The sequence below is a fragment of the Rummeliibacillus suwonensis genome (assembly GCF_007896435.1).
Classification (GTDB): Bacteria; Bacillota; Bacilli; order Bacillales_A; family Planococcaceae; genus Rummeliibacillus; species Rummeliibacillus suwonensis.
The window spans coordinates 801614-823525 of sequence record NZ_VCBL01000001.1; the positions used below are offsets into that span (position 1 = coordinate 801614).

Sequence of the window (21912 nt, forward strand, 5' to 3'; positions counted from 1 at the left end):
GGGGTTTTATGTTACCAAATAACTTTTGGCATCATCCAATTGTTGAAACAACGGGTTATTTTAGTCTGGTTGTCCTATGTCTTATCGTAGCTATGGCCATATTTGAATTTGTAACAAAATATAAAAATTGGCAAGAGATAAAAAATGGCAATATTGCTGTAGCATTAGCAACTGGTGGTAAAATTTTAGGGGTGTGCAATATATTTCGTTATTCCATTGAACGTCATAATTCATTGATTGAAATGATCGGATGGGGATTGTTTGGATTTATCTTACTTATTTTTGCGTATCTTCTTTTTGAATTTTTGACACCAACATTTAATATTGATCATGAAATTGAACAAGATAATCGATCTGTAGGTTTTGTTTCCTTTACGATTTCAGTTGGTTTATCATTTGTTATAGGTGCAAGTATTTCTTAGTTATTTAGGATTAGGAGTATTTAGATGGAAAATTTAGCAAAAGCATTAATGGTTGTATGTGTTCTCTTTATTCTTACAGGAGTTATTTATCTTTTAATGCATTAAAGAATATGCCTATTTCAGCCACAAAAGTTTAAGATTCATATCGTTGGGATTGTCCCAAAAGTAAGTTGGGACAAAAGCATTTTAGCCGATGAGAAATCCGAACAGTGAATAGAAGTTCTAATAAGAATTCTCTATTTGTTCGGATTTTTTTATCCTGCTTTAACGGGCAGTAAGACCCTCATCTTAAGATATTGAGAGAAACGAGAAAGATAAATGGGATCACCTGCCCGAAAAAGAAAGGTTCTTCAAAATCCTATCCACGGGAAATATTCTCTTATCCATGGGAAATGGCCTCCCATCCACGAAAGAAGAGGCCCTATCCACGAAAGTGACTCTTCTATCCACGAAAAAACAAATTGTATCCACGAATGAAAATATTTACGTCACCAATTACTCATTTAGAGTTTAAAATAGTGGTGGTTTTTTCAAAAATAGAGAGTAATCAGGAATTTTTGCCCTCATTTGAATTCATCAGTCACAACAATCCTTTCAAATACGGAGAAATTTAAAGCACTGGCAAAAATCCATTACAAAATAGAAGCGAAGAATAGTGAATTAAAAAATAGACACGGGTGTGAAGCAGTATTATCGGTTTGGCATGGAAATACAAGGAGCAACAGCGATTTTCACTTTTCAACCAGCAAATTGCCAAGTGAAAGGTAGAGACTACAATAGTCGTTTGAGCAGATCAGGCCATTTTACAAACAGAACTGCGGAACCCTGATGCTCGAATATGTAATATATATCTAGAAAAATCGTAAAATTAATGAATTTCAATTGAAAGCGCTGCCCTTCTTACTTATAATTAAGCTTAGAAATATTCTTACAATTTGTAAAATAAAGGAGGAGTATCGATTGACTGAAAAGATTTGGTTAAAGAACTATCCGCCTAATATTCCTACGACGATGAAATATGAAGACATTCCATTGCAGGAATATTTGACACGAGCTATTGAGAAAACTCCGAAAAAAATTGCGATTCATTTTCTGGGTAAGGATATTACGTATCAGGAATTATATGAATCCGCATTAAAATTTGCAAATTATTTAGTGAAGATAGGAATTGAAAAGGGAGATCGTATAGCGATCATGCTGCCGAACTGTCCTCAAAGTGTTATTTCATATTATGGCGTATTATATGCAGGCGGTACTGTCGTTCAAACAAATCCGCTTTACACGGAGAGAGAGGCAGAGTATCAGCTAAAAGATGCAGGTGTAAAAGCAATCGTCACCTTGGATATCCTCTATCCTCGAATTATGAAGATTTGGAAAAACACTGATTTAGAGAATATGATTGTGACAAGTATAAAAGACTATTTGCCATTCCCCAAAAATCTTTTGTATCCTTTTGTTCAAAAGAAAGAGTATGGCTTTAAAGTAGCGATTGAGCATAGCGGTCCGAATCATCTTTTTTCAGAAATAATGAAAATCGGCAACATAAATAATCTTAAAGTAGATTCCGATTATGAAGAGGATATTGCCTTACTTCAGTACACGGGTGGAACAACAGGTTTTCCGAAAGGTGTCATGCTAACACATAAAAACCTAGTATCAAACGTACAAATGTGTAGTGCATGGATGTCTGAATGTGTACCAGGAAAAGAAGTGATCATGGGGATATTGCCGTTTTTTCATGTTTATGGGATGACAACGGTTTTACTTCTTTCCGTTATGCGAGGAGATAAGATGGTATTGCTGCCGAAATTTAATGCAACTGAAGCCTTAAAAACGATTCAAAAACAAAGGCCAACGCTATTTCCAGGTGCACCAACGCTGTATATTGGCTTGTTAAATCATCCTGATATTGATAAATATAATCTTTCATCCATTAAGGCATGTATAAGCGGTTCAGCACCCTTACCTGTTGAAGTACAAGAAAAATTTGAAAAAGTTACTGGCGGAAAGCTGGTCGAAGGTTACGGTTTAAGTGAATCATCACCTGTAACACATGCTAATTTTATTTGGTCAAATGAACGTGTGAGGGGATCAATTGGTGTCCCATGGCCAGATACAGATGCGATCATTTTCAAACCAGATACAACAGAACCACTTTCGGTTGGAGAGATAGGCGAAATTGCTGTAAAAGGACCACAAGTGATGAAAGGTTACTGGAATCGCCCAGAAGATACAGCGATGACTTTACGTGATGGATGGTTGTTAACAGGAGATTTAGGTTATATGAACGAAGATGGTTATTTCTTTGTAGTCGATCGTAAAAAGGATATTATCATCGCAGGTGGTTATAATATCTATCCTCGTGAAGTGGAAGAGATTTTATATGAACATGACGCTGTACAGGAGTGCGTCGTTGCAGGTGTACCAGATCCTTATCGAGGGGAAACAGTAAAAGCCTACATTGTCTTAAAAGACGGTTATCAAGTATCAGAAGAAGAGTTCAATAAATATTGCAGAGCCAATTTAGCTGCATATAAGGTACCACGAATATATGAATTCCGTTCAGAGTTGCCTAAAACAACTGTCGGTAAAATTTTGCGTAGAACACTAGTAGATGAAGAAAAAACAAAGCACCAGCAGATCACTTAAAAAACAATACAGTACTTGACATTTTCCGGTTGAAAATATATTATGAAAATATGAATGAATAGTCATTCATATTTTTGTGATAAACCGGTGGTGATCAAATTGAAGAAAAACAAACCAAAATATAAACAGATATTGGACGCGGCTGTTATTGTAATTGCGGATAATGGTTATCACCAAGCGCAAGTTTCTAAAATTGCGAAACAAGCGGGTGTTGCAGATGGAACGATTTATCTATACTTTAAAAACAAAGAAGATATTTTAATATCTGTTTTTCAAGAGAAAATGTCCGTCTTTGTAGAAAACCTGCAAGAGATTATTAATGAAAGTGCTTCAGCATCTGAAATGCTTTATCGGATGATTGAAGGACATTTTAGGGTGCTATCAGAAGATCATCATTTAGCTGTCGTTACACAATTAGAACTTCGCCAATCCAACAAAGACCTTCGTTTGAAAATCAACAGCATTCTAAAAGTGTATTTAGGACTGCTCGATGAAATTCTAAAAAGAGGTATTCAAAATGGCGAGTTTCGAGAAGATATGGATATTCGTCTGACAAGACAAGTTATTTTCGGAACAATCGATGAAATATCCACAACTTGGGTAATGAAAGAACAAAAATATGATCTCGTCGAAATGGCGCCTCGCGTTCATCAGATTTTACTAAAGGGAATTCAAAAGGGGTAGTATGTTGGTAAATTGTTATAAATTTGCCACATGTATATTTTTTCACAAGGGAGGATATGGGAGATGAAATATCTAAATTATACAGTGGATGAAGGGGTTGCAATTGCTGGTATTAATCGTCCACCTGCAAACGCTTTATCTCGTGAATTGATTGAAGAAGTGAACCAACTACTTGATATGGTTGAAAATGATCCAGATATAAGAGTTGTTTTACTTCATGGTGAAGGTAGATTCTTTTCTGCGGGGGCAGATATAAAAGAATTCACTGAGTTTTCAACAAGCGAGAATTTTTCGGCATTATCCACTCGAGGACAAGATGTTTTTGAAAAGCTTGAAGTATTTCCTAAACCAATTATGGCAGCTGTTCATGGTGCAGCTCTCGGTGGCGGACTCGAACTTGCAATGAGCTGCCACTTCAGATATGTTAGCGAAACAGCCAAATTAGGCTTACCGGAATTGCAATTAGGCATAATACCAGGTTTTGGAGGTACACAGCGCTTACCACGCTATGTTGGTAAAGCAAAGGCAGCTGAAATGATACTCACAAGTGAGCCTATTTCAGGTACAGAAGCTGTACAATGGGGCTTAGCAAATCGTGCAATTCCTGAAGAGAAATTATTAGAGGAAGCGATAAAAACAGCGAAGAAAATTGCAAAGAAGAGCCCGATTGCATTAAAAACAGCCATCGAGATGTTGCAATTTACAAAATCAGCTTCTTTTTACGAAGGAATTACTGCTGAAGCAGAAGGATTTGGGAAAGTTTTTATTACGGAAGACGCAAAAGAGGGTATCCTAGCATTTATTGAAAAAAGAGAGCCTGTTTTTAAAGGTCAATAAAAGTATTGGGAGGTTAGGTATATGAACATTTATGTACTCGTTAAACGAACTTTTGACACTGAAGAGAAGATCGTATTAGATGGTGGTATCATTCAAGAAGATGGTGCAGAATTCATCATCAATCCTTATGATGAATACGCTATTGAGGAAGCTATCCAAATTCGCGATGCACAGGGTGGCGAAGTGACAGTTGTAACAATTGGCGGAGAAGATGTTGAAAAGCAACTTCGCACAGCATTAGCAATGGGTGCCGATAAAGCGGTGCTAATCAATGCAGAAGAAGATGTTGAAGATTTAGATCAGTTCTCCATAGCATATATTTTAGCTGAATACTTAAAAGACAAAAAAGCAGACTTGATTTTAGGTGGAAATGTTGCGATAGATGGAGGATCTGGTCAAGTAGGCCCTCGGGTTGCGGAATTATTAGGGATCAATTATGTAACGACGATAACAAGTCTTGAAATTGATGGGAATATAGCCAAAATCGTGCGCGATGTGGAAGGGGACTCGGAAGTGATCGAAGCCACTCTCCCTCTATTGGTGACCGCACAGCAAGGATTAAATGAGCCACGCTATCCTTCTTTGCCTGGGATCATGAAAGCGAAGAAAAAACCGTTAGAAGAACTAGAATTAGATGATTTAGATATAGATGAAGATGATGTTGAAGCAAAAACAGAAACAGTAGAGATCTTTTTACCAGCTCAAAAAGAAGCTGGTCGTGTATTGCAAGGAGAATTGCAAGACCAAGTGAAAGAGCTGGTTCAATTATTGCATTCAGAAGCAAAAGTTATTTAAGCTGATTCATATTGCTGAGGAGGAAATCGTATGACAAAAAAAGTTTTAGTTTTGGGTGAAGTACGTGAAGGAACTTTGAGAAATGTTTCGTTTGAGGCAATTGCAGCTGCAAAAACAATTGCTGATGGTGGTGAAGTGATCGGCGTCTTAATAGGTGATGCCGTCGAATCATTAAGTGCAGAACTTATTCAATATGGTGCCGATCGTATTGTGACTGTAGAGCATCCACATTTGAAACAGTATACTTCTGATGGTTTTAGTCAAGCATTTGTCGCTGTAACAGAAGCAGAAAATCCAGATGCCATTGTATTTGGTCATACAGCGCTAGGGAAAGATTTATCTCCGAAAATCGCAAGCAAATTGCAAAGTGGTTTGATCTCTGATGTCACAACGATTGAAGGTAATGGTGACGATGCCTTATTTGTCCGTCCAATATATTCTGGTAAAGCATTTGAGAAAGTCAAAGTAAAAGATGATGGCATCGTATTTATCACGGTTCGACCAAATAACATCACGCCGCTCGAAAAAGATGAAACCCGTTCAGGGGAAGTTTCAAGTCTATCAGTAGATATTACAAATTTACGAACGGTTATCAAAGAAGTGGTTCGTAAAGCTGCGGATGGCGTTGATTTATCGGAAGCGAAGGTCGTTGTATCTGGTGGGCGCGGTGTGAAAAGTGCTGAAGGCTTCGAACCATTACAAGAATTAGCAAAACTTTTAGGTGGTGCTGTAGGTGCTTCCCGTGGGGCCTGTGATGCAGATTATTGTGATTATTCATTGCAAATCGGCCAAACGGGTAAGGTGGTAACACCAGATTTATATATTGCATGTGGTATTTCAGGGGCCATTCAACATTTAGCAGGTATGTCTAACTCCAAAATTATCGTAGCGATCAATAAAGATCCAGAAGCGAATATTTTTAAAATAGCAGACTACGGAATTGTTGGTGATCTATTTGAAGTTGTCCCATTGCTGATCGAAGAATTTAAAAATGTAGTCGTTCAATCTTAATGAAAATGAGGGATTACTATAAAAATAGTGTGTTAGGAAATATCCCTAGCATACTATTTTTTGATGTGTGAGTTAGAACCAAAATCGATTGTTAGAAAAATTTATAGTTTGATTTTTTAGTAGGTAAATGAATCGTTTCAAGTGAGCAGAAAAGTCGCCTCATATTTTCTTTTATGCTACACTACCGATACATAGAGTTAAGGAGGAAATGAAAAAATGGCAATTGTACATTCAACAGATGCAACATTTTCAAATGATATTGCAAATGGATTAACATTAGTAGATTTTTGGGCAACTTGGTGTGGCCCATGTAAAATGATTGCTCCAATTTTAGAAGAATTAGATCAAGAATTAGCCGGTAAAGTGAACATTGTAAAAGTTGATGTTGATCAAAACCAAGAAACAGCTAGCCAATTCGGTATTATGTCAATCCCAACATTACTATTATTTAAAGATGGAGAACAAATTGACAAAACAGTTGGTTTCCAACCAAAAGAAGCATTAGCTGAATTCATCCAAAAACACGCTTAATCATTTAAGACTTACAAACGAAACCGGGTCCCTACAAAAGGTGCCCGGTTTTTTTAGAGGTGATTTGATGAATGAATTAATCAAACAAAAGCTAGCTATCTTGCCAGACCAACCGGGATGTTATCTCATGAAAGATCGACAAGGCACTATTATTTATGTCGGCAAAGCAAAAGTTTTAAAAAATCGGGTTCGTTCTTATTTTACAGGCACACATGATGGTAAAACGCAAAGACTCGTTAGTGAGATTGAAGATTTTGAATACATTGTCACTTCTTCAAATAAAGAAGCATTTTTGCTCGAACTCAATTTGATCAAGCTACACGATCCAAAATATAATGTTATGTTAAAGGATGATAAAACATATCCTTATATCAAAATCACAAATGAGAAATATCCAAGATTACTCACAGTTCGCAAAGTAAAAAGGGATAAAGGAAAATATTTTGGTCCTTATCCGAATGTCTATGCGGCAAATGAGACCAGGAAACTGCTTAATCGACTATACCCTTTAAGGAAATGTTATTCACTTCCGAATCGTGTTTGTCTATATTATCATCTAGGTCAATGTTTAGCTCCATGTGTCAAAGATATTGATAAACAGGTTTATGATGAGATGGTCCAAGAAATTACGAATTTCTTGAATGGCGGATATACGGCAGTCAAAGAGGAATTGCATCAGAAAATGTTGGATGCTTCAGAAAAACTAGATTTTGAACGTGCAAAGGAATATCGAGATCAAATAGCCCATATTGACGCTGTAATGGAAAAACAAAAGATCACCACAACTGATTTTATCAATCGGGATGTTTTTGGCTATGCGGTAGATAAAGGCTGGATGTGTGTACAAGTATTCTTTGTTAGACAAGGGAAACTAATTGAACGTGCCGTCTCTTTATTTCCTTCATATGGAGAACCAGAGGATGAATTTTTAACATATGTCGGGCAATTTTATGAAAAAGCTGAACATATAAAACCTAAGGAAATTCTTATCCCAAAAGAAATAGATGGTGATATGTTACAGCAAGTATTGAATATTAAAGTGTTAAAGCCACAAAGAGGTAGGAAAAAGGAATTACTCGATTTGGCATCAAAAAATGCTCAAATAGCTATTACTGAGAAATTCCAATTGCTTGAGAGACAAGAACAAAGAACAATAGGTGCTTGCGAACAATTGGGGGATGCGATGAATATTGCAACTCCTCTACGTATCGAAGCTTTTGACAATTCTCATATTTTTGGAGCGGATACAGTTTCGGCAATGGTTGTTTTTATTGATGGTAAACCGAGTAAAAAAGAATATCGTAAATTTAAAATTCAAAATGCCCATGCACATGATGATTATGGAGCGATGCGCGAAGTTATTCGTCGCCGCTATTCAAGAGTTTTAAAGGAAGGCCTCCCTCTTCCAGACTTACTCGTAACCGATGGAGGGAAGGGACAGATGGAAGTAGCAAGAGAAATTTTAGAGGATGAGCTTGGATTGGATATTCCAATTGCGGGATTAGCAAAAGACGATAAGCATCAAACTTCTCAACTGTTATATGGAAATCCGCCTGAAATCATTCCGCTAAAACGAACAAGTGAAGCTTTTTATTTGTTACAACGCGTTCAAGATGAAGTACACCGATTTGCGATCACATTCCATAGGCAGCTGCACGAAAAAAATGCGATTACATCCATTTTAGACGAAATTTCAGGAATCGGACCAAAAAGAAAGCAACAGCTATTAAAACACTTTGGTTCGATCAAGAAGATTAAAGAAGCAACGTTTGAAGAATTACAAGAAGCTGGTGTACCTAAAAAACTGGCTCAGGCAATCATTGACTTTTTTTTGAAAAAATAATTGCAAAAATAGCGATTTATATGGTATCGTAGTGTCACCAATTAAAAATCACTGATTTAGTGATGATAGAGGCGCGGGTTTCAAGAGTACCCGACTGGAGGATGAATAGATCCTTTGAAGGTCGATGAAAGGGGAGGCCGCCGAAGTTGCAAGATTGCTAATTCCATCTTGCTGCTGGTTCTACATTGAAGAAATGTAGAATTGTCAGAGTCAACATAGATTCTGGAGGGCTATCTCACATGAATGTTCTTTTGAACGTGCATGCTAAGAGCAGCTCTTCACACATGTGAAAGGGCTGCTCTTTTTTCATTAGAAATCATTGTGAAAGTCGCCCACATACAACTATGTAGGGGAGCGTTTTGATGAGTATTTTAGTGGTAAAATTTGGCGGGACTTCCGTCGCAACAACAGAAAGAATTATGCATGTTGCCAAACGCATTCAGCGTGAGAGACAAAACGGGCATGACATTGTCGTAGTTGTATCTGCAATGGGGAAAACGACAGATCAACTTGTAGATATGGCTCATGAAATTTCTGAATCACCTTCAAAAAGAGAAATGGATGTACTATTGACAACTGGAGAACAAGTAACGATATCATTGTTATCCATTGCTTTGCATAAGTTAGGAATTGAGGCGCAGTCATTTACTGGTTGGCAAGCCGGTATTATGACAGAGCATGTGCCAAGTAATGCAAGAATCGAGAATATTGCACCAAAGGCTGTCAAAGATGCTTTGGAAAAGGGGAAGGTTGCTGTAGTCGCTGGTTTCCAAGGTATTGATGATGAAGGAAATATTACAACATTAGGCCGCGGAGGTTCAGATACGACTGCTGTTGCACTTGCAGCAGCACTAAATGCTGAACGCTGTGATATTTATACAGATGTTGATGGTGTTTATACAAGTGATCCTCGATATGTTAAAGGCGCCAGAAAGTTACTGGAAATGTCCTATGATGAAATGCTCGAACTAGCGAATCTGGGAGCAGGTGTTTTACATCCTCGCTCTGTAGAGGTAGCCAAGAATCATCATATTCCTATGTCTGTTCGTTCGAGTTATGAGGATGTTGAAGGTACTATCTTGAAGGAGGAAATTACAGTGGAAAAAGGCTTGGTTGTACGTGGTGTTGCATTTGAATCGGATATTATTCGTTTAACGGTATATTATAAGGAAGCATATAATAGTTCATTAGCTAATATTTTTACAACATTAGCCAAAAATCATGTCAATGTCGATATTATTGTCCAAACGATTATTGAAGGAACGGAACCATCTGTGTCGTTCTCAGTAAAAAAAGAAAATCTTCAAGATACATTACAAGTTTTATCAGAACACAAAGATACATTGGGCTACCACCATGTGGACTATGAAGGGGAGCTGTCAAAAGTTTCAATCGTCGGATCTGGTATGGTGTCAAATCCAGGTGTTGCGGCATCGATGTTCGAACGCTTATATCGTGAAGGGATTCCTGTTAAAATGGTCAGCACTTCAGAAATTAAAGTATCTGTTGTTGTACCGCAGGAAGATATGTTAAAAGCAGCAAATGCTTTACATGACGAATTTGGTTTATCCGTCAAAGAAAAAATCGCACATTAATAAATGACTTTCACCTGATGGCTACTACAATTAATGAGTAAGCGTCAATATGTTCATAAAGGACTTTTCATATGAACGAACGTATGCGTGGAGTCCTTTATTACGTAAATAAAACTCCTACCAGTATTTTGATGACTACTGAAAAAACTGTGATAAAAATCATGGTTCTATAGTTTTTCAGTATTCTCCATTTTTTCTGGTAGGAGTTTTTGATGAATGAATCTATCGTGTATGAACAAGCAGAAAGTTTTCTTTTAAAATAACTAGTAAAGTATAGAATCAATTGCTTATAAAAGATGAATTGGTCCAACTAACTAACCCAAGTGAAAGAAAATTTCCCTGGGTAAAGGTTCACTCTAGCCTTCTATCCTATCCTTCAAATCCCATTTGATGTGAAATTTAACTTGTGCTTGTTTTGGTTTCGTTTCTTCGTAGCACTCTGTTAGGAAGCCACAGTATTTTTGTTGGTTCTGCGCCAAAAATCCAGCCTCAAGTTGAAAACAGCGACTATCAAATTTTAATACTTCGGGATCTCCGGTTAAAGTACAAAAAGCTTCATCAGTTGAGACCTTATCAATCGTTAAATCTCCCCAACCAGCTTCTTTAAAGAATGAGATTGCTTCTTCTAAATCATAGAGCGGAAATTGACGAGCTAGTTCTTTTCCACACCAATATAGTATATCTTTTTCATTTTTCCCCAATATAGAAGAGAGTACATGATCACGAATTAGCTCATAACCAAATTGTGTTATTTCATTTTTTTGTTGAGTAGACATGAAAATCCTTCTTTCATATTTTGTCTAAATTATGTCAGTAAAAGAATTAATACACATTAGACATGAATGATTGCTTTTTTCGAGAATAATATGAACGAGAATAGCTCATAAAAAAGTTCATGTTGCCTTGACGCTATTGTGGTATGAGAGTACAATAAACTTGTCATAATATTGTACCATTATGAAACAAGCAGTCAATAGATGTCGAGTGATAATTACATGACAAAAAATTGACATCTTGCTTTCAAGTATTAAGGGGGGTAACAGTCTTGTCGAAAGATCGAGAGTTTTATTGGCGTCGTCTGCATTCTCTTCTTGGAATTATTCCAGTAGGGTTATTCGTGACGCAACACTTGTTAATCAACTTCCAAGCAACACACGGTGCAGAAGCATTTAACACAGCAAGTGGATTTATGGGGAATTTACCATTCTTATGGTTCCTTGAATGGTTTGTCATTTACATTCCTTTAATGTTCCATGCATTCTATGGAGTGTATATTGCCTTTACAGCAGCACCAAATAATCAACGTTTTGGTACTTTCCGTAACTGGATGTTCCTACTTCAACGTATTACAGGCGTTATTCTTGTAATATTCATTGCATGGCACATTTTCCAAACTCGAATTCAAAAAGCGCTTGGTACAGAAGTTGACTATGATATGATGGCTAATATTTTATCTAACCCAGTCATGGTTGCGTTCTATGCATTAGGTATTATTTCAGCTACGTTCCACTTGGCTAACGGTATTTGGTCATTTTTAGTAAGTTGGGGAATTACACAATCTCCAAAATCTCAAAAAATTGCAACTTACATCACATTGATTTTCTTTGTAGTGTTATCTGTAATCGGCGTGGGTGCTCTACTTGCATTTATTTAAGTGGTCATGTGTAAACTTGTAAGCGCTTGATTACTATTTGAACGAGGAGTGAGAAAAAAACATGGCTAAAAGCAAATTGATAGTCGTTGGTGGCGGTTTAGCTGGCTTGATGTCTACTATGAAAGCTGCCGAAATGGGCACAGAAGTTGAATTATTCTCATTAGTTCCGGTAAAACGCTCACACTCTGTATGTGCGCAAGGCGGGATTAATGGTGCCGTAAATACAAAAGGTGAAGGGGACTCTCCTTGGATCCACTTTGATGATACAGTTTATGGTGGGGATTTCTTAGCAAACCAACCACCAGTTAAAGCAATGACTCAAGCAGCACCTGGTATTATTCACTTATTTGACCGTATGGGCGTTATGTTTAACCGTACACCTGAAGGTCTGTTGGATTTCCGTCGTTTCGGTGGTACTATCCATCACCGTACAGCGTTTGCTGGTGCGACTACTGGTCAACAACTTCTTTATGCACTTGATGAACAAGTTCGTCGTTGGGAAGTTGAAGGATTAGTGACAAAATATGAAGGCTGGGAATTCCTAGGCGTAATTCTTGATGATGAAGGCGTATGTAAAGGTATTAAAGCTCAAAACCTTACAACTCATGAAATCAAAGCATTTCGTGCTGATGCCGTAATCATGGCTAGTGGTGGTCCTGGTATCATCTTTGGTAAATCAACAAACTCAATGATTAATACAGGTTCTGCAGCATCAATCGTTTATCAACAAGGTGCAAAATATGCAAATGGTGAAATGATTCAAATTCACCCAACAGCAATTCCTGGCGATGACAAATTACGTTTAATGTCAGAATCTGCTCGTGGTGAAGGTGGACGAATTTGGACATATAAAGACGGTAAACCTTGGTACTTCTTAGAAGAAAAATATCCTGCATTCGGTAACTTAGTACCACGTGATATTGCAACACGTGAAATCTTTGACGTATGTATTAACCAAAAACTAGGCATTAACGGTGAAAACGTTGTGTACTTAGATCTTTCTCACAAAGATCCACATGAATTAGACGTTAAACTTGGTGGTATCATTGAAATTTATCAAAAATTCGTTGGTGATGATCCACATAAAGTACCTATGAAAATCTTCCCAGCTGTTCACTATTCTATGGGTGGTCTATGGGTTGACTTTGATCAACATACTTCAATTCCTGGTCTATTTGCTGCAGGTGAATGTGATTACTCTCAACATGGTGCAAACCGTCTTGGTGCAAACTCATTACTTTCAGCTATTTACGGTGGTAGTGTAGCAGGTCCTAACGCTGTTCATTACATCCAAGGATTAGATAAACACGTTGAAGATCTTTCATCTTCTTTATACGATAACGCTGTGAAAGAAGAACAAGCTAAATGGGATGAAGTATTGCGTTTAGATGGTAATGAAAATGCATACTTACTTCACAAAGAACTTGGTGAAGTCATGACTTCAAACGTTACAGTTGTTCGTTACAATGATAAATTAGAACAAACTCTTGTAAAATTACAAGAATTAAAAGAACGTTGGAACAATATCAATATTAACGATACATCTAAGTGGTCCAACCAAGGTGTTCAATTTACTCGTCAATTGAAGAACATGCTTGCTTTAGCAAATGTTATTACAAAAGGTGCTTTACTTCGTAACGAATCTCGTGGAGCTCATTACAAACCTGATTTCCCAGAACGTGATGATGAAAACTTCCTTAAAACAACAATTGCTGAATTTACACCTTCATTTGATCCGAAAATTACTTACGATGACGTTGATATTTCACTTATCAAGCCTCGTAAACGTGACTATACGAAAGGAGCTCACTAATTATGGGTAACGAAGCACAAAAATATGTTGAAGTTGAAGTCCAACGTCAAGATGACTCGAACTCAAACCCTTATTGGGAAAAATTTAGAGTTCCTTATCGTCCAAATATGAACGTTATTTCCGTTCTTATGGCAATTCGTGAAAACCCTGTAACAACTGATGGTAAACAAACTACACCTATTGCATGGAACATGAACTGTTTAGAAGAAGTTTGTGGGGCATGTTCAATGGTTATCAATGGTCGTCCTCGTCAATCTTGTTCTGCATTGGTAGATCAATTAGAACAACCATTGAAATTACAACCAATGAGTACTTTCCCTGTTATTCGTGACTTACAAATCGATCGTAGCCGCATGTTTGATTCATTGAAAAAAGTGAAAGCATGGGTTCCAATTGATGGTTCTTACGATTTAGGCGAAGGCCCTCGGATGCCTGAACGTAAACGTGAATGGGCTTATGAATTATCTAAATGTATGACTTGTGGTGTATGTTTAGAATCTTGTCCAAATGTCAATAGCCATTCAGACTTCATCGGACCAGCTCCACTTTCACAAGTACGTCTATTTAACTCGCATCCAACAGGTGCTATGAACAAAGATGTACGTTTAAACGCAATTATGGGTGAAGGCGGTCTTGCCAATTGTGGTAACGCACAAAACTGTGTGGCTGCTTGTCCAAAAGGTATTCCTTTGACAACTTCTATTGCAGCTTTAAACCGTGCTACAACTGTTCAAATGTTCAGAAACTTCTTTGGCTCTGATCATATGGTTGACTAGTAATAAAATAGATAACGAGAAAGCACAGAATGCTATTGATCAGCATTCTGTGCTTTTTATTTTCTCCTGTAAATTTTCAAGAGTAATTGTCTCCCAATCATACATAAAAATTTTTACACAAAAAATAAACAAAGAACACAGGCTTAAATAAGAATCACTGTGTGCCCAAAAGGCCAGTACAAAATCGATTCGTTCAATTGAATAGATTCCATAGCCAACTTTTTGTTATAATAAATGAATAACTATTCATTTTTAACAGGGGGAATATGGATGTTAAAAAGTTATATAGAAAATATAGAAAAATGGAGAGAAGAATTTTCGTTTTATGTGCCGATCAAAGTACGCTTTTCAGATACAGATATGTATGGACATTTGAATAATACAGTGCCAATTGTTTATTTTGAACAGGCTAGAATTGATTTTTTTAATCATTTAGGATTAATGGAGGATTGGACGGATCAGGATGTGAATAACATCCCTGTAGTCGCAGACATACAATGTGACTATCTAAAACAGGTGTATTTCAACGAACCATTGAAGGTATATGCCAAGATTGCCAAAATAGGATCTTCGTCTGTCGATTTGCATTATTTAGGTGTAGATCATCTTGAACAAATATGTTTTACAGGCAGAGGAACAATCGTTCAAATAAACCAAAACAACGGAAAATCAGCATCTTGGACGGAAAAACAACTGGAGAAATTGTCTGGATCAAAAAAGTAATTTTAATCTCTAAAATTCATCGGGCAAATGCCGTCACCGCAACGCAACTCCTATCATACTGTACAGTGTGAGGGGATTGGAGGGGCGCACGTAAATGAGTCGTTTTCATCATTCAATTTTGACGAAAAGAGAACACGAAATATTCCTTTTATTAATGAAGGATTATACGACGAAAGAAATTGCTAAAGAGCTAGGTATAAGTGAAAAAACAGTTCGAAATCATATTTCCAATACTATTCAAAAATTAGGCGTATCTAGTCGCGCACAAGCAATGCTTGAGTTGATCCGATTAGGGGAGTTTACTTTAGAATAAAAAGTATACTTGCCATTTTGTAAAAAACACTTCACAATAGGGATAAGTAATCCTTTTGAGGAGTGGAAAAGCTACATGTCAAACCAGGAGCATCATAAGATTATCCATAATATGGAACAAATAGAGTTGTTAGAAAGAGAATTACGCCATATTGCAGCTCTTATTAAACAAAAAGGCAGAGAAATTTTAAGTAATTATACGATTACACCACCACAGTTTATCGCTCTACAATGGCTTCATGAGCTAGGAGACATGACAATTGGTGATCTTTCGAATAAAATGTATTTAGCGTTCAGTACGACGACGGATTTAGTTGATCGTATGGAAAGAAATGAGCTGGTACAGCGTATTCGAGATAATCAGGATCGTCGTGTCGTTCGTATCCATTTGCTTACAGAAGGAGAACGCATTATTGAAGAAGTAATTGAACAACGCCAACACTATTTGGCAGGTATCGTAAAAGATTTTCATATCGAAGAAGTTCAATCTCTTTCAATATTATTAAGCAAACTATACAAAGAAATGAACCAGGATAGAGGCGGTTAAAGTGAATGCTCCCATTGGAGTAATTGATTCAGGAGTTGGTGGGCTAACCGTTGTGAAGGAAATGCTGCGCTATTTACCAAATGAATCGATAACCTATTTAGGCGACACTGCTCGTTGCCCATATGGTCCCCGTTCTAAGGAACAGGTGATTCAATTTACTTGGCAAATAGTCGATCAGCTTGAAAAGATGAATATTAAAATGCTTGTGATTGCTTGTAACACTATAACAGCGGTAGCTTTAGATGGGTTACAGAAGCGTTGTAAATTCCCTGTAGTGGGCGTTATCAATGCGGGCGCACAAGCAGCTATTAAAGCGACAAAAACACATGATATTGCAGTTATTGCAACTCAAGGAACAGTCAAAAGCGGAGCATATGAAAATGCTCTTTATTCATTATATTCTTCTAGTAACGTAACATCATTAGCATGTCCAAGATTAGTGCCACTTGTTGAAAGTGGTGAATATGAAGGCAAATTTGCCCAAAACTTGGTAGCGGAAACACTAGCACCATTAAAAAATACAAAGTTTGATACGATGATTTTAGGATGCACACATTATCCAATTATTCAAGGACTTATTGAAGAAGTAGTGGGCGATCAAGTGCATGTTGTTTCTTCTGCAGAGGAAACAGCGAAACAGGTAAAGGAGATTTTACGATTTCAGCACATTGCTAGAACAGATAAAAAACCTCCTGAGTATCTTTTTTATACGACAGGATCAGTTCCTATTTTTAGATCAATCGCAAGTAATTGGTTACCCTTAAAAGAAATCAATGTCAAACGAATAAAACTATAGTATAAAGCTCGAAAAGTTTTCTTTTCGGGCTTTCATAATACTACCCTTTAGGACAAGTATATGAATTTTTAATTACATAACGCTTTCGATATAAAAAAGTGAATTGTACCTAGCTTAGGGAGGGCATCCTATTGTAGTAAAATCGGAGACCACTGAAAAGGTTAACTTCTCTCCAAACGCATGATAAAAATCAGTTTTTTGGTTTATAACAATGAAAGAGAAGATAGATTTTGATCTATAAAAATGGTGATGCTACAGTTTTCAATGATCGTGAAATTAGGCAGAAGGGTAAAAAACTTTTGATTTTTTTAACCATACTGGCTTATATAAAGGATGTAAAATTTTAATTTTAGATGAAAACAGGAGGACTTTTTAAATTGAAACAAGTAATCATTGCAACGAAAAATAAAGGGAAAGCAAAAGATTTTGAAGCTATTTTTGCGCCGCTAGGTTATAAAGTTCTTACACTATTTGATGTAGCACCTGATATGGAAATTGAAGAAACAGGAACAACTTTTGAGGAAAATGCCATTTTGAAAGCAGAAGCTGTTGCCAAACGATTAAATACATTTGTCATTGCCGACGATAGCGGACTACAAATTGACGCTTTAAATGGCGAACCAGGGGTTTATTCTGCTCGATATGCAGGAGATCACGATGATGAAGCGAATATTAACAAAGTGTTGACAAAATTAAAGGGTGTACCTGAAGAAAAACGCACTGCACGCTTTTGTTGCTGTATAGCGATAACAGGTCCAAGCCACAAAACAGAAACTTTCTTTGGTACATGCGAGGGCAAAATTCTTACAGAAAAACGTGGGAATCGTGGCTTTGGGTATGATCCTATTTTTTATGTACCATCACTTGGTCGTACAATGGCGGAATTAACAGCTGAAGAAAAAGGTGCGATTTCTCACCGTGGTCATGCCATTCACAAATTAGCTGAACAATTACCATCATGGTTTCAATAGGAGTGAATATCGATGAAAATATTGGTCATGAGTGATACACATGGTGATGCAACAGTCATTTCACATGTCATTCATCAAAATCCTGATGTAGATAAAATCTTTCATTGTGGTGATAGTGAATTAAACTTTTCTGCACCAGAACTGCAAAATGCACTGAAGGTAAGAGGAAACTGTGACCATGACGGGCAATTGCCACTTGAAATCATAGAAGAAATAGAGGGAAAACGAATTTTCATGACACACGGTCATTTATTCAACGTAAAATTTGAATTGACCACATTGTCCTTTAGAGCAAGAGAACTAGGAGCAGATGTCGTTCTTTTCGGACATTCTCATGTATTAGGCGTGGAATTAGTCGATGGGATTTTATACGTCAATCCAGGTAGTCTGCTACTTCCTAGAGGTCGTAAAGAAAAAAGCTATGCAATTGTCGAGAACGTTGAAAATGGCTGGCATATTATTTTTTACACAAAAGAAAAACAAGTGATTGAAGAAAAAACATTATTATACAAATAAAACATGTTGACATATTCCTTACCAATGTTATAATAGTAAATGTCTTACTGATTATGACTCAGTAAGCATACTGTCTCAGTAGCTCAGCTGGATAGAGCAACGGCCTTCTAAGCCGTCGGTCGGGGGTTCGAATCCCTCCTGGGACATCTTTTGCGTGGATTTGCTTGGATTTGAGTAAATCTAAAATAGCCTTGAAACCTTTATATATAAGGGTTTTGGGGCTTTTTTCTTTTTTGTGAGAATCGATGTATTTGGAACTATGTGTTGTACTGTGCAACACAAAGCACAACACAAGATTACCCAATACGCATATCAGCAAAAACTTTTGCAGAAATAGTTTCATCACGTTCTTCTTTTTCTTTTAAAACATGAGCATAATCGAATCAGAATCCTGCATTGGGATATGTTAATGATTTTTAGAAAACAAGGGAATTTGGAAGACGTATGTAGGGAGTAATGAGTTACTCGAAGACGGGATGCGCCATTTATATGAATGAAAGATAACCATATGAAAAATAGGCGATTGAAAACAGGCTATAACATACAAGTCGCAATGGCAGGTCAATAGGTGCTTGCCTATACTTGTCCCTCCTGTATTGTCAGTGTTCGGAGTGTTTTGTGAAGTTGCTCAAAAGCATGACGCTACTGCTTCATTTCTTTTTCACCTTCACAATGACGATACTGATTGTAAATTACCATGGTGCTCTTGCCCATACTGACATCAAAAGCCACAACATGTTTCATTCGCATTTTTTAGCCAATCATAAAAGTTTTCATATCACCTTATTGATTCCATTTTCTTATACGATCTCTTGAACCCAACATATTAAACTGATTCATATAAGGGTGTGAAGTTAGTCTGTTTATTGATAAGGACTCTAAAATGATTTCAGAGACTGGTCGATTTTCCTTCACTTCTACTAAAAAAATAGTAGTACAAACTATGGTCCGGGTTTGTACTACTAATGTTAATATGTTTATTTTGCGTAGTTTTAATATATTAGGTGGAACCAAATTAATTTTTAAATATAACAGAAAAAGCCATACCTTGTTAAGAATTATTTATTCAAAGAGTCAATGAAACTAATGTTTTAGAACACTAAATGCTTCTGCAACTTTTTGTGCAAACGTTAACGGAGGTTCTACAGATTGAAAATGAATATATAAAATATTGGGGTTGGTAAAAATCCAGTGATTATGAATGGCACTTATAATTAGATGATTACGAACTAATACATTAACAAAAGGTTGGAGTTCTTCTTCTAAAAGGACAACTTCTCCAAGATTCAGTGCATCTCCTTTGGAATCCAATGATTCAAACGATATTCCTGCATGAAGTACACTGTGACTTGGACGTCCTTGAATAGTGACATGGAGATTCCGATTGATTTCAACTGAACAAACTTCATGTTTCACATTAGCTTTCCCATTAACAATTTGAGCATATTGATGACATAGATAATTGAAGTTCGACATATTAAAACACCTCATTTTTTAAAATTTATGAATTAAGGTAAATGTCTAGAACTAATAATCACTATGTCAATGCGGTAATAGTTTGGAGAAGTAGCATAGAAAAATAATAATATTAATTATTAAGTAGCCAGTATGTTATGTTATTTCTAATTATTGATGATTCATGAAATATAAGAACCAAACAGCGTGGTTTTGTTCATCAGCAGAGGCATGTGTAAATGCATTTCTGATATTTTCATTGTTGTATCTTCTTGCGATTTCATGGTAAAAATCTACCGTTTCCTGTTCATCTACAAATGCAGCTTGAACTCCACTTTTATAATCATTTGGACATGGTTGTGTTATTTGTGGAGAAGGCTGATTTCCAGTTAAGGAAGAATAAATTTGGGCAAAAGTTTGATAATGCCGGATTTCATCATTCCTGATTTCAAGGATTCTATTTTTCACCCAAGAATTAGGAGCTTGATTAGCTAATAATTCATAGCAATAAATAGCATGGTATTCTCCATTAATTGCTTTTGAAAGATCATTAAGGATTTCCATGTTTGCAGAACTCTGCATGGAGCTATGATTCATTTTATTATCACCTCCAATCTTTAATGTATGACTTTCTTCATAATATGAAACTTATCCAAGCGGACAGATTTATAAACATGATTGATTTCCTTCACAAAGAATACAGTTGGAATGTTAAAAGATAATAATCAATTTAAGAAAGTGAAAAGTTGAAGAAAATAAAAATTATTCTAATCGAATTGTCTTGCATGGTAACGAAAATTCTCTTGCCAGTAAAGAAAACATTATGAACAAACTAGGAAAGTTTCATGTGAAATAAAGAAGGAATCATTAGAAAGTAAATTGAAGTTACAACTATCTGTAAGTTTTTAATCGACGGGTATTTAGGTGGGAAGGTACAAAGAGAAATGGGGGAGGACTGATTATTTTGAAAAATGCAAGGATATTAAGAATATGGATGTGTGTAGGATTATTAAGTTTAAGTCTAATAAGTCTGTTTTCCAGCAGATTGATTAATTGTTTGAAATACAACAGAATGATTTTGTTATCTAGGAAATACGCTTCAACCTTCTCAGTGGTTTTCCCCGATTGGTATACAAAGATAGTTTAAGTTATTGATATATAAGTTTTTTTGCACTCTCTCCCGGGCATCAATTGCATGAATCTGAGTGAATCTAAAATAGCTTTAAAACCTTGATATATGAGGTTTTGGGGCTTTTTTCTTTTGAAAGAATTAATGTTTTGAAACTTTGTGTTGTACTGTGCAACACAAAGCATCGGTTATGAGTGAAAATAAAAATCCTCACAAGCTACTGGAACAACGAGTGAGGAAAAGATAATGGAACATGATTATGAGTATCTTCAAAATATTTTATCTAATCACGATATTGACAGACTGAATATTGCTGTTAAAGTAGGTAGCCCAATCATCGTGGAAGGTCCTCAAGATCTGACAAGAAAATCAGCGTTTGTTAAATATCTTAGATCACATGGTGTATTGCTATAAAATCCAATGAAACTGAGACATTACATTAAATAGATTGTTTCTTTGACTTGGTCAATTGAGCGTTTCGAGACATTGAAGCACCAATTTTTCAGTAGTTCATCTTTCACTTCGTAACCAGCTGCAAGCATAGCACCTTTAAATTGCCCGTTAGTGATATAAAAACCATTTAACGAATCACTAAAAATATGCTTTAAATCGTAAGAATTGGTAGCAAGATCAAATCGGTTATCACGTTCTAAATTTTTTAAAATCCAGTCTTGAAGAATCTCTTGTTGCTCTTCAGTAAGATTTTTGAAATCATCTGGATTATTTAGATCAGCATTATTTACCACATCCATCACCTACCTTTCACAGTTAATTATACAAAAATATGGAATTAAAAAAGACTGAAATTGTGACTAATTTGTAAACAAATTCACTAATTTCAAAATAGAGGGAT

At 36.3% G+C, this 21912-nt stretch carries 23 protein-coding genes, 1 tRNA gene, 1 pseudogene and 1 riboswitch; of the genes and pseudogenes, 21 read left to right on the plus strand and 4 right to left on the minus strand.

Going from position 1 to position 21912, the window contains the following annotated elements; genetic code table 11:
• Positions 1-8: 8 nt before the first annotated feature.
• From FEU33_RS03690 to FEU33_RS03730, 10 genes and pseudogenes are all read left to right on the plus strand, one after another.
• Complete coding sequence (locus FEU33_RS03690; protein WP_146548071.1) at positions 9-422, plus strand: DUF350 domain-containing protein; 414 nt, start codon at positions 9-11, stop codon at positions 420-422.
• A 609-nt stretch (positions 423-1031) separates the two neighbouring features.
• A pseudogene (locus FEU33_RS19385) lies at positions 1032-1251 on the plus strand (hypothetical protein); the annotation flags it as partial.
• 131 nt (positions 1252-1382) lie between these two features.
• The gene (locus FEU33_RS03695) at positions 1383-3071 is read left to right on the plus strand and encodes an AMP-binding protein (RefSeq protein WP_146548072.1); all 1689 of its coding nucleotides are present in this window, start codon (positions 1383-1385) and stop codon (positions 3069-3071) included.
• 99 nt (positions 3072-3170) lie between these two features.
• The gene (locus FEU33_RS03700) at positions 3171-3755 is read left to right on the plus strand and encodes a fatty acid metabolism transcriptional regulator FadR (protein WP_146548073.1); all 585 of its coding nucleotides are present in this window, start codon (positions 3171-3173) and stop codon (positions 3753-3755) included.
• A gap of 63 nt (positions 3756-3818) precedes the next feature.
• Positions 3819-4592 carry an enoyl-CoA hydratase gene (locus tag FEU33_RS03705; protein ID WP_146548074.1) on the plus strand — a complete coding sequence of 258 codons (774 nt, stop codon included), beginning with the start codon at positions 3819-3821 and terminating at the stop codon, positions 4590-4592.
• Between the two features lie 21 nt (positions 4593-4613).
• A complete protein-coding gene (locus tag FEU33_RS03710) occupies positions 4614-5387 on the plus strand; it encodes an electron transfer flavoprotein subunit beta/FixA family protein (protein ID WP_146548075.1) in 774 nt (257 codons plus the stop codon).
• A gap of 30 nt (positions 5388-5417) precedes the next feature.
• Positions 5418-6398 carry an electron transfer flavoprotein subunit alpha/FixB family protein gene (locus FEU33_RS03715; protein WP_146548076.1) on the plus strand — a complete coding sequence of 327 codons (981 nt, stop codon included), beginning with the start codon at positions 5418-5420 and terminating at the stop codon, positions 6396-6398.
• Positions 6399-6614: 216 nt separating this feature from the next.
• Positions 6615-6929 (plus strand): thioredoxin, encoded by a 315-nt coding sequence (gene trxA / locus FEU33_RS03720; protein ID WP_146548077.1) that lies wholly within the window; start codon positions 6615-6617, stop codon positions 6927-6929.
• A 67-nt stretch (positions 6930-6996) separates the two neighbouring features.
• A complete protein-coding gene (gene uvrC, locus FEU33_RS03725; RefSeq protein ID WP_146548078.1) occupies positions 6997-8772 on the plus strand; it encodes an excinuclease ABC subunit UvrC in 1776 nt (591 codons plus the stop codon).
• A gap of 58 nt (positions 8773-8830) precedes the next feature.
• Positions 8831-9013, plus strand: a riboswitch (Lysine riboswitch).
• 121 nt (positions 9014-9134) lie between these two features.
• Entirely contained in the window at positions 9135-10367 is a 1233-nt protein-coding gene (locus FEU33_RS03730) for an aspartate kinase (protein ID WP_146548079.1), read from the plus strand.
• Positions 10368-10723: 356 nt separating this feature from the next.
• Here FEU33_RS03730 and FEU33_RS03735 read toward each other — a convergent pair whose 3' ends face one another.
• A complete protein-coding gene (locus tag FEU33_RS03735; RefSeq protein ID WP_146548080.1) occupies positions 10724-11143 on the minus strand; it encodes a DUF2507 domain-containing protein in 420 nt (139 codons plus the stop codon).
• Between the two features lie 269 nt (positions 11144-11412).
• Here FEU33_RS03735 and FEU33_RS03740 point away from each other — a divergent pair, with 269 nt between their 5' ends.
• The 10 genes from FEU33_RS03740 to FEU33_RS03785 all read left to right on the plus strand — a co-directional run bounded on the left by FEU33_RS03740 (position 11413) and on the right by FEU33_RS03785 (position 18621).
• Positions 11413-12021, plus strand: a complete 609-nt coding sequence (locus FEU33_RS03740; protein ID WP_146548081.1) for a succinate dehydrogenase cytochrome b558 subunit — start codon at positions 11413-11415, stop codon at positions 12019-12021.
• Positions 12022-12082: 61 nt separating this feature from the next.
• Complete coding sequence (gene sdhA, locus FEU33_RS03745; RefSeq protein ID WP_146548082.1) at positions 12083-13834, plus strand: succinate dehydrogenase flavoprotein subunit; 1752 nt, start codon at positions 12083-12085, stop codon at positions 13832-13834.
• Between the two features lie 2 nt (positions 13835-13836).
• Entirely contained in the window at positions 13837-14610 is a 774-nt protein-coding gene (gene sdhB, locus FEU33_RS03750) for a succinate dehydrogenase iron-sulfur subunit (protein ID WP_146548083.1), read from the plus strand.
• Positions 14611-14880: 270 nt separating this feature from the next.
• On the plus strand, positions 14881-15333 hold the full coding sequence (locus FEU33_RS03755; RefSeq protein ID WP_146548084.1) for an acyl-CoA thioesterase: 453 nt from the start codon (positions 14881-14883) through the stop codon (positions 15331-15333).
• A gap of 94 nt (positions 15334-15427) precedes the next feature.
• Positions 15428-15646 carry a helix-turn-helix domain-containing protein gene (locus tag FEU33_RS03760; protein ID WP_119415556.1) on the plus strand — a complete coding sequence of 73 codons (219 nt, stop codon included), beginning with the start codon at positions 15428-15430 and terminating at the stop codon, positions 15644-15646.
• A gap of 75 nt (positions 15647-15721) precedes the next feature.
• Complete coding sequence (locus FEU33_RS03765) at positions 15722-16192, plus strand: MarR family winged helix-turn-helix transcriptional regulator (protein ID WP_146548085.1); 471 nt, start codon at positions 15722-15724, stop codon at positions 16190-16192.
• Position 16193: 1 nt separating this feature from the next.
• Entirely contained in the window at positions 16194-16988 is a 795-nt protein-coding gene (gene racE / locus FEU33_RS03770; protein ID WP_146548086.1) for a glutamate racemase, read from the plus strand.
• Positions 16989-17365: 377 nt separating this feature from the next.
• A complete protein-coding gene (locus tag FEU33_RS03775; RefSeq protein WP_146548087.1) occupies positions 17366-17959 on the plus strand; it encodes an XTP/dITP diphosphatase in 594 nt (197 codons plus the stop codon).
• 12 nt (positions 17960-17971) lie between these two features.
• Complete coding sequence (locus FEU33_RS03780) at positions 17972-18475, plus strand: metallophosphoesterase (RefSeq protein ID WP_146548088.1); 504 nt, start codon at positions 17972-17974, stop codon at positions 18473-18475.
• A 72-nt stretch (positions 18476-18547) separates the two neighbouring features.
• A tRNA-Arg gene (locus FEU33_RS03785) sits at positions 18548-18621 on the plus strand.
• Between the two features lie 937 nt (positions 18622-19558).
• Here the strand turns inward: FEU33_RS03785 and FEU33_RS03790 are convergent.
• Positions 19559-19951, minus strand: a complete 393-nt coding sequence (locus tag FEU33_RS03790) for a DUF1259 domain-containing protein (protein ID WP_146548089.1) — start codon at positions 19949-19951, stop codon at positions 19559-19561.
• Between the two features lie 150 nt (positions 19952-20101).
• Positions 20102-20527 (minus strand): ferritin family protein, encoded by a 426-nt coding sequence (locus FEU33_RS03795; RefSeq protein ID WP_186731303.1) that lies wholly within the window; start codon positions 20525-20527, stop codon positions 20102-20104.
• A 778-nt stretch (positions 20528-21305) separates the two neighbouring features.
• Between FEU33_RS03795 and FEU33_RS18640 the strand changes: the two genes are divergently transcribed.
• On the plus strand, positions 21306-21473 hold the full coding sequence (locus FEU33_RS18640) for a hypothetical protein (RefSeq protein ID WP_186731304.1): 168 nt from the start codon (positions 21306-21308) through the stop codon (positions 21471-21473).
• A 20-nt stretch (positions 21474-21493) separates the two neighbouring features.
• Here FEU33_RS18640 and FEU33_RS03800 read toward each other — a convergent pair whose 3' ends face one another.
• Positions 21494-21805 carry a hypothetical protein gene (locus FEU33_RS03800; protein WP_146548090.1) on the minus strand — a complete coding sequence of 104 codons (312 nt, stop codon included), beginning with the start codon at positions 21803-21805 and terminating at the stop codon, positions 21494-21496.
• Positions 21806-21912 lie beyond the last annotated feature (107 nt).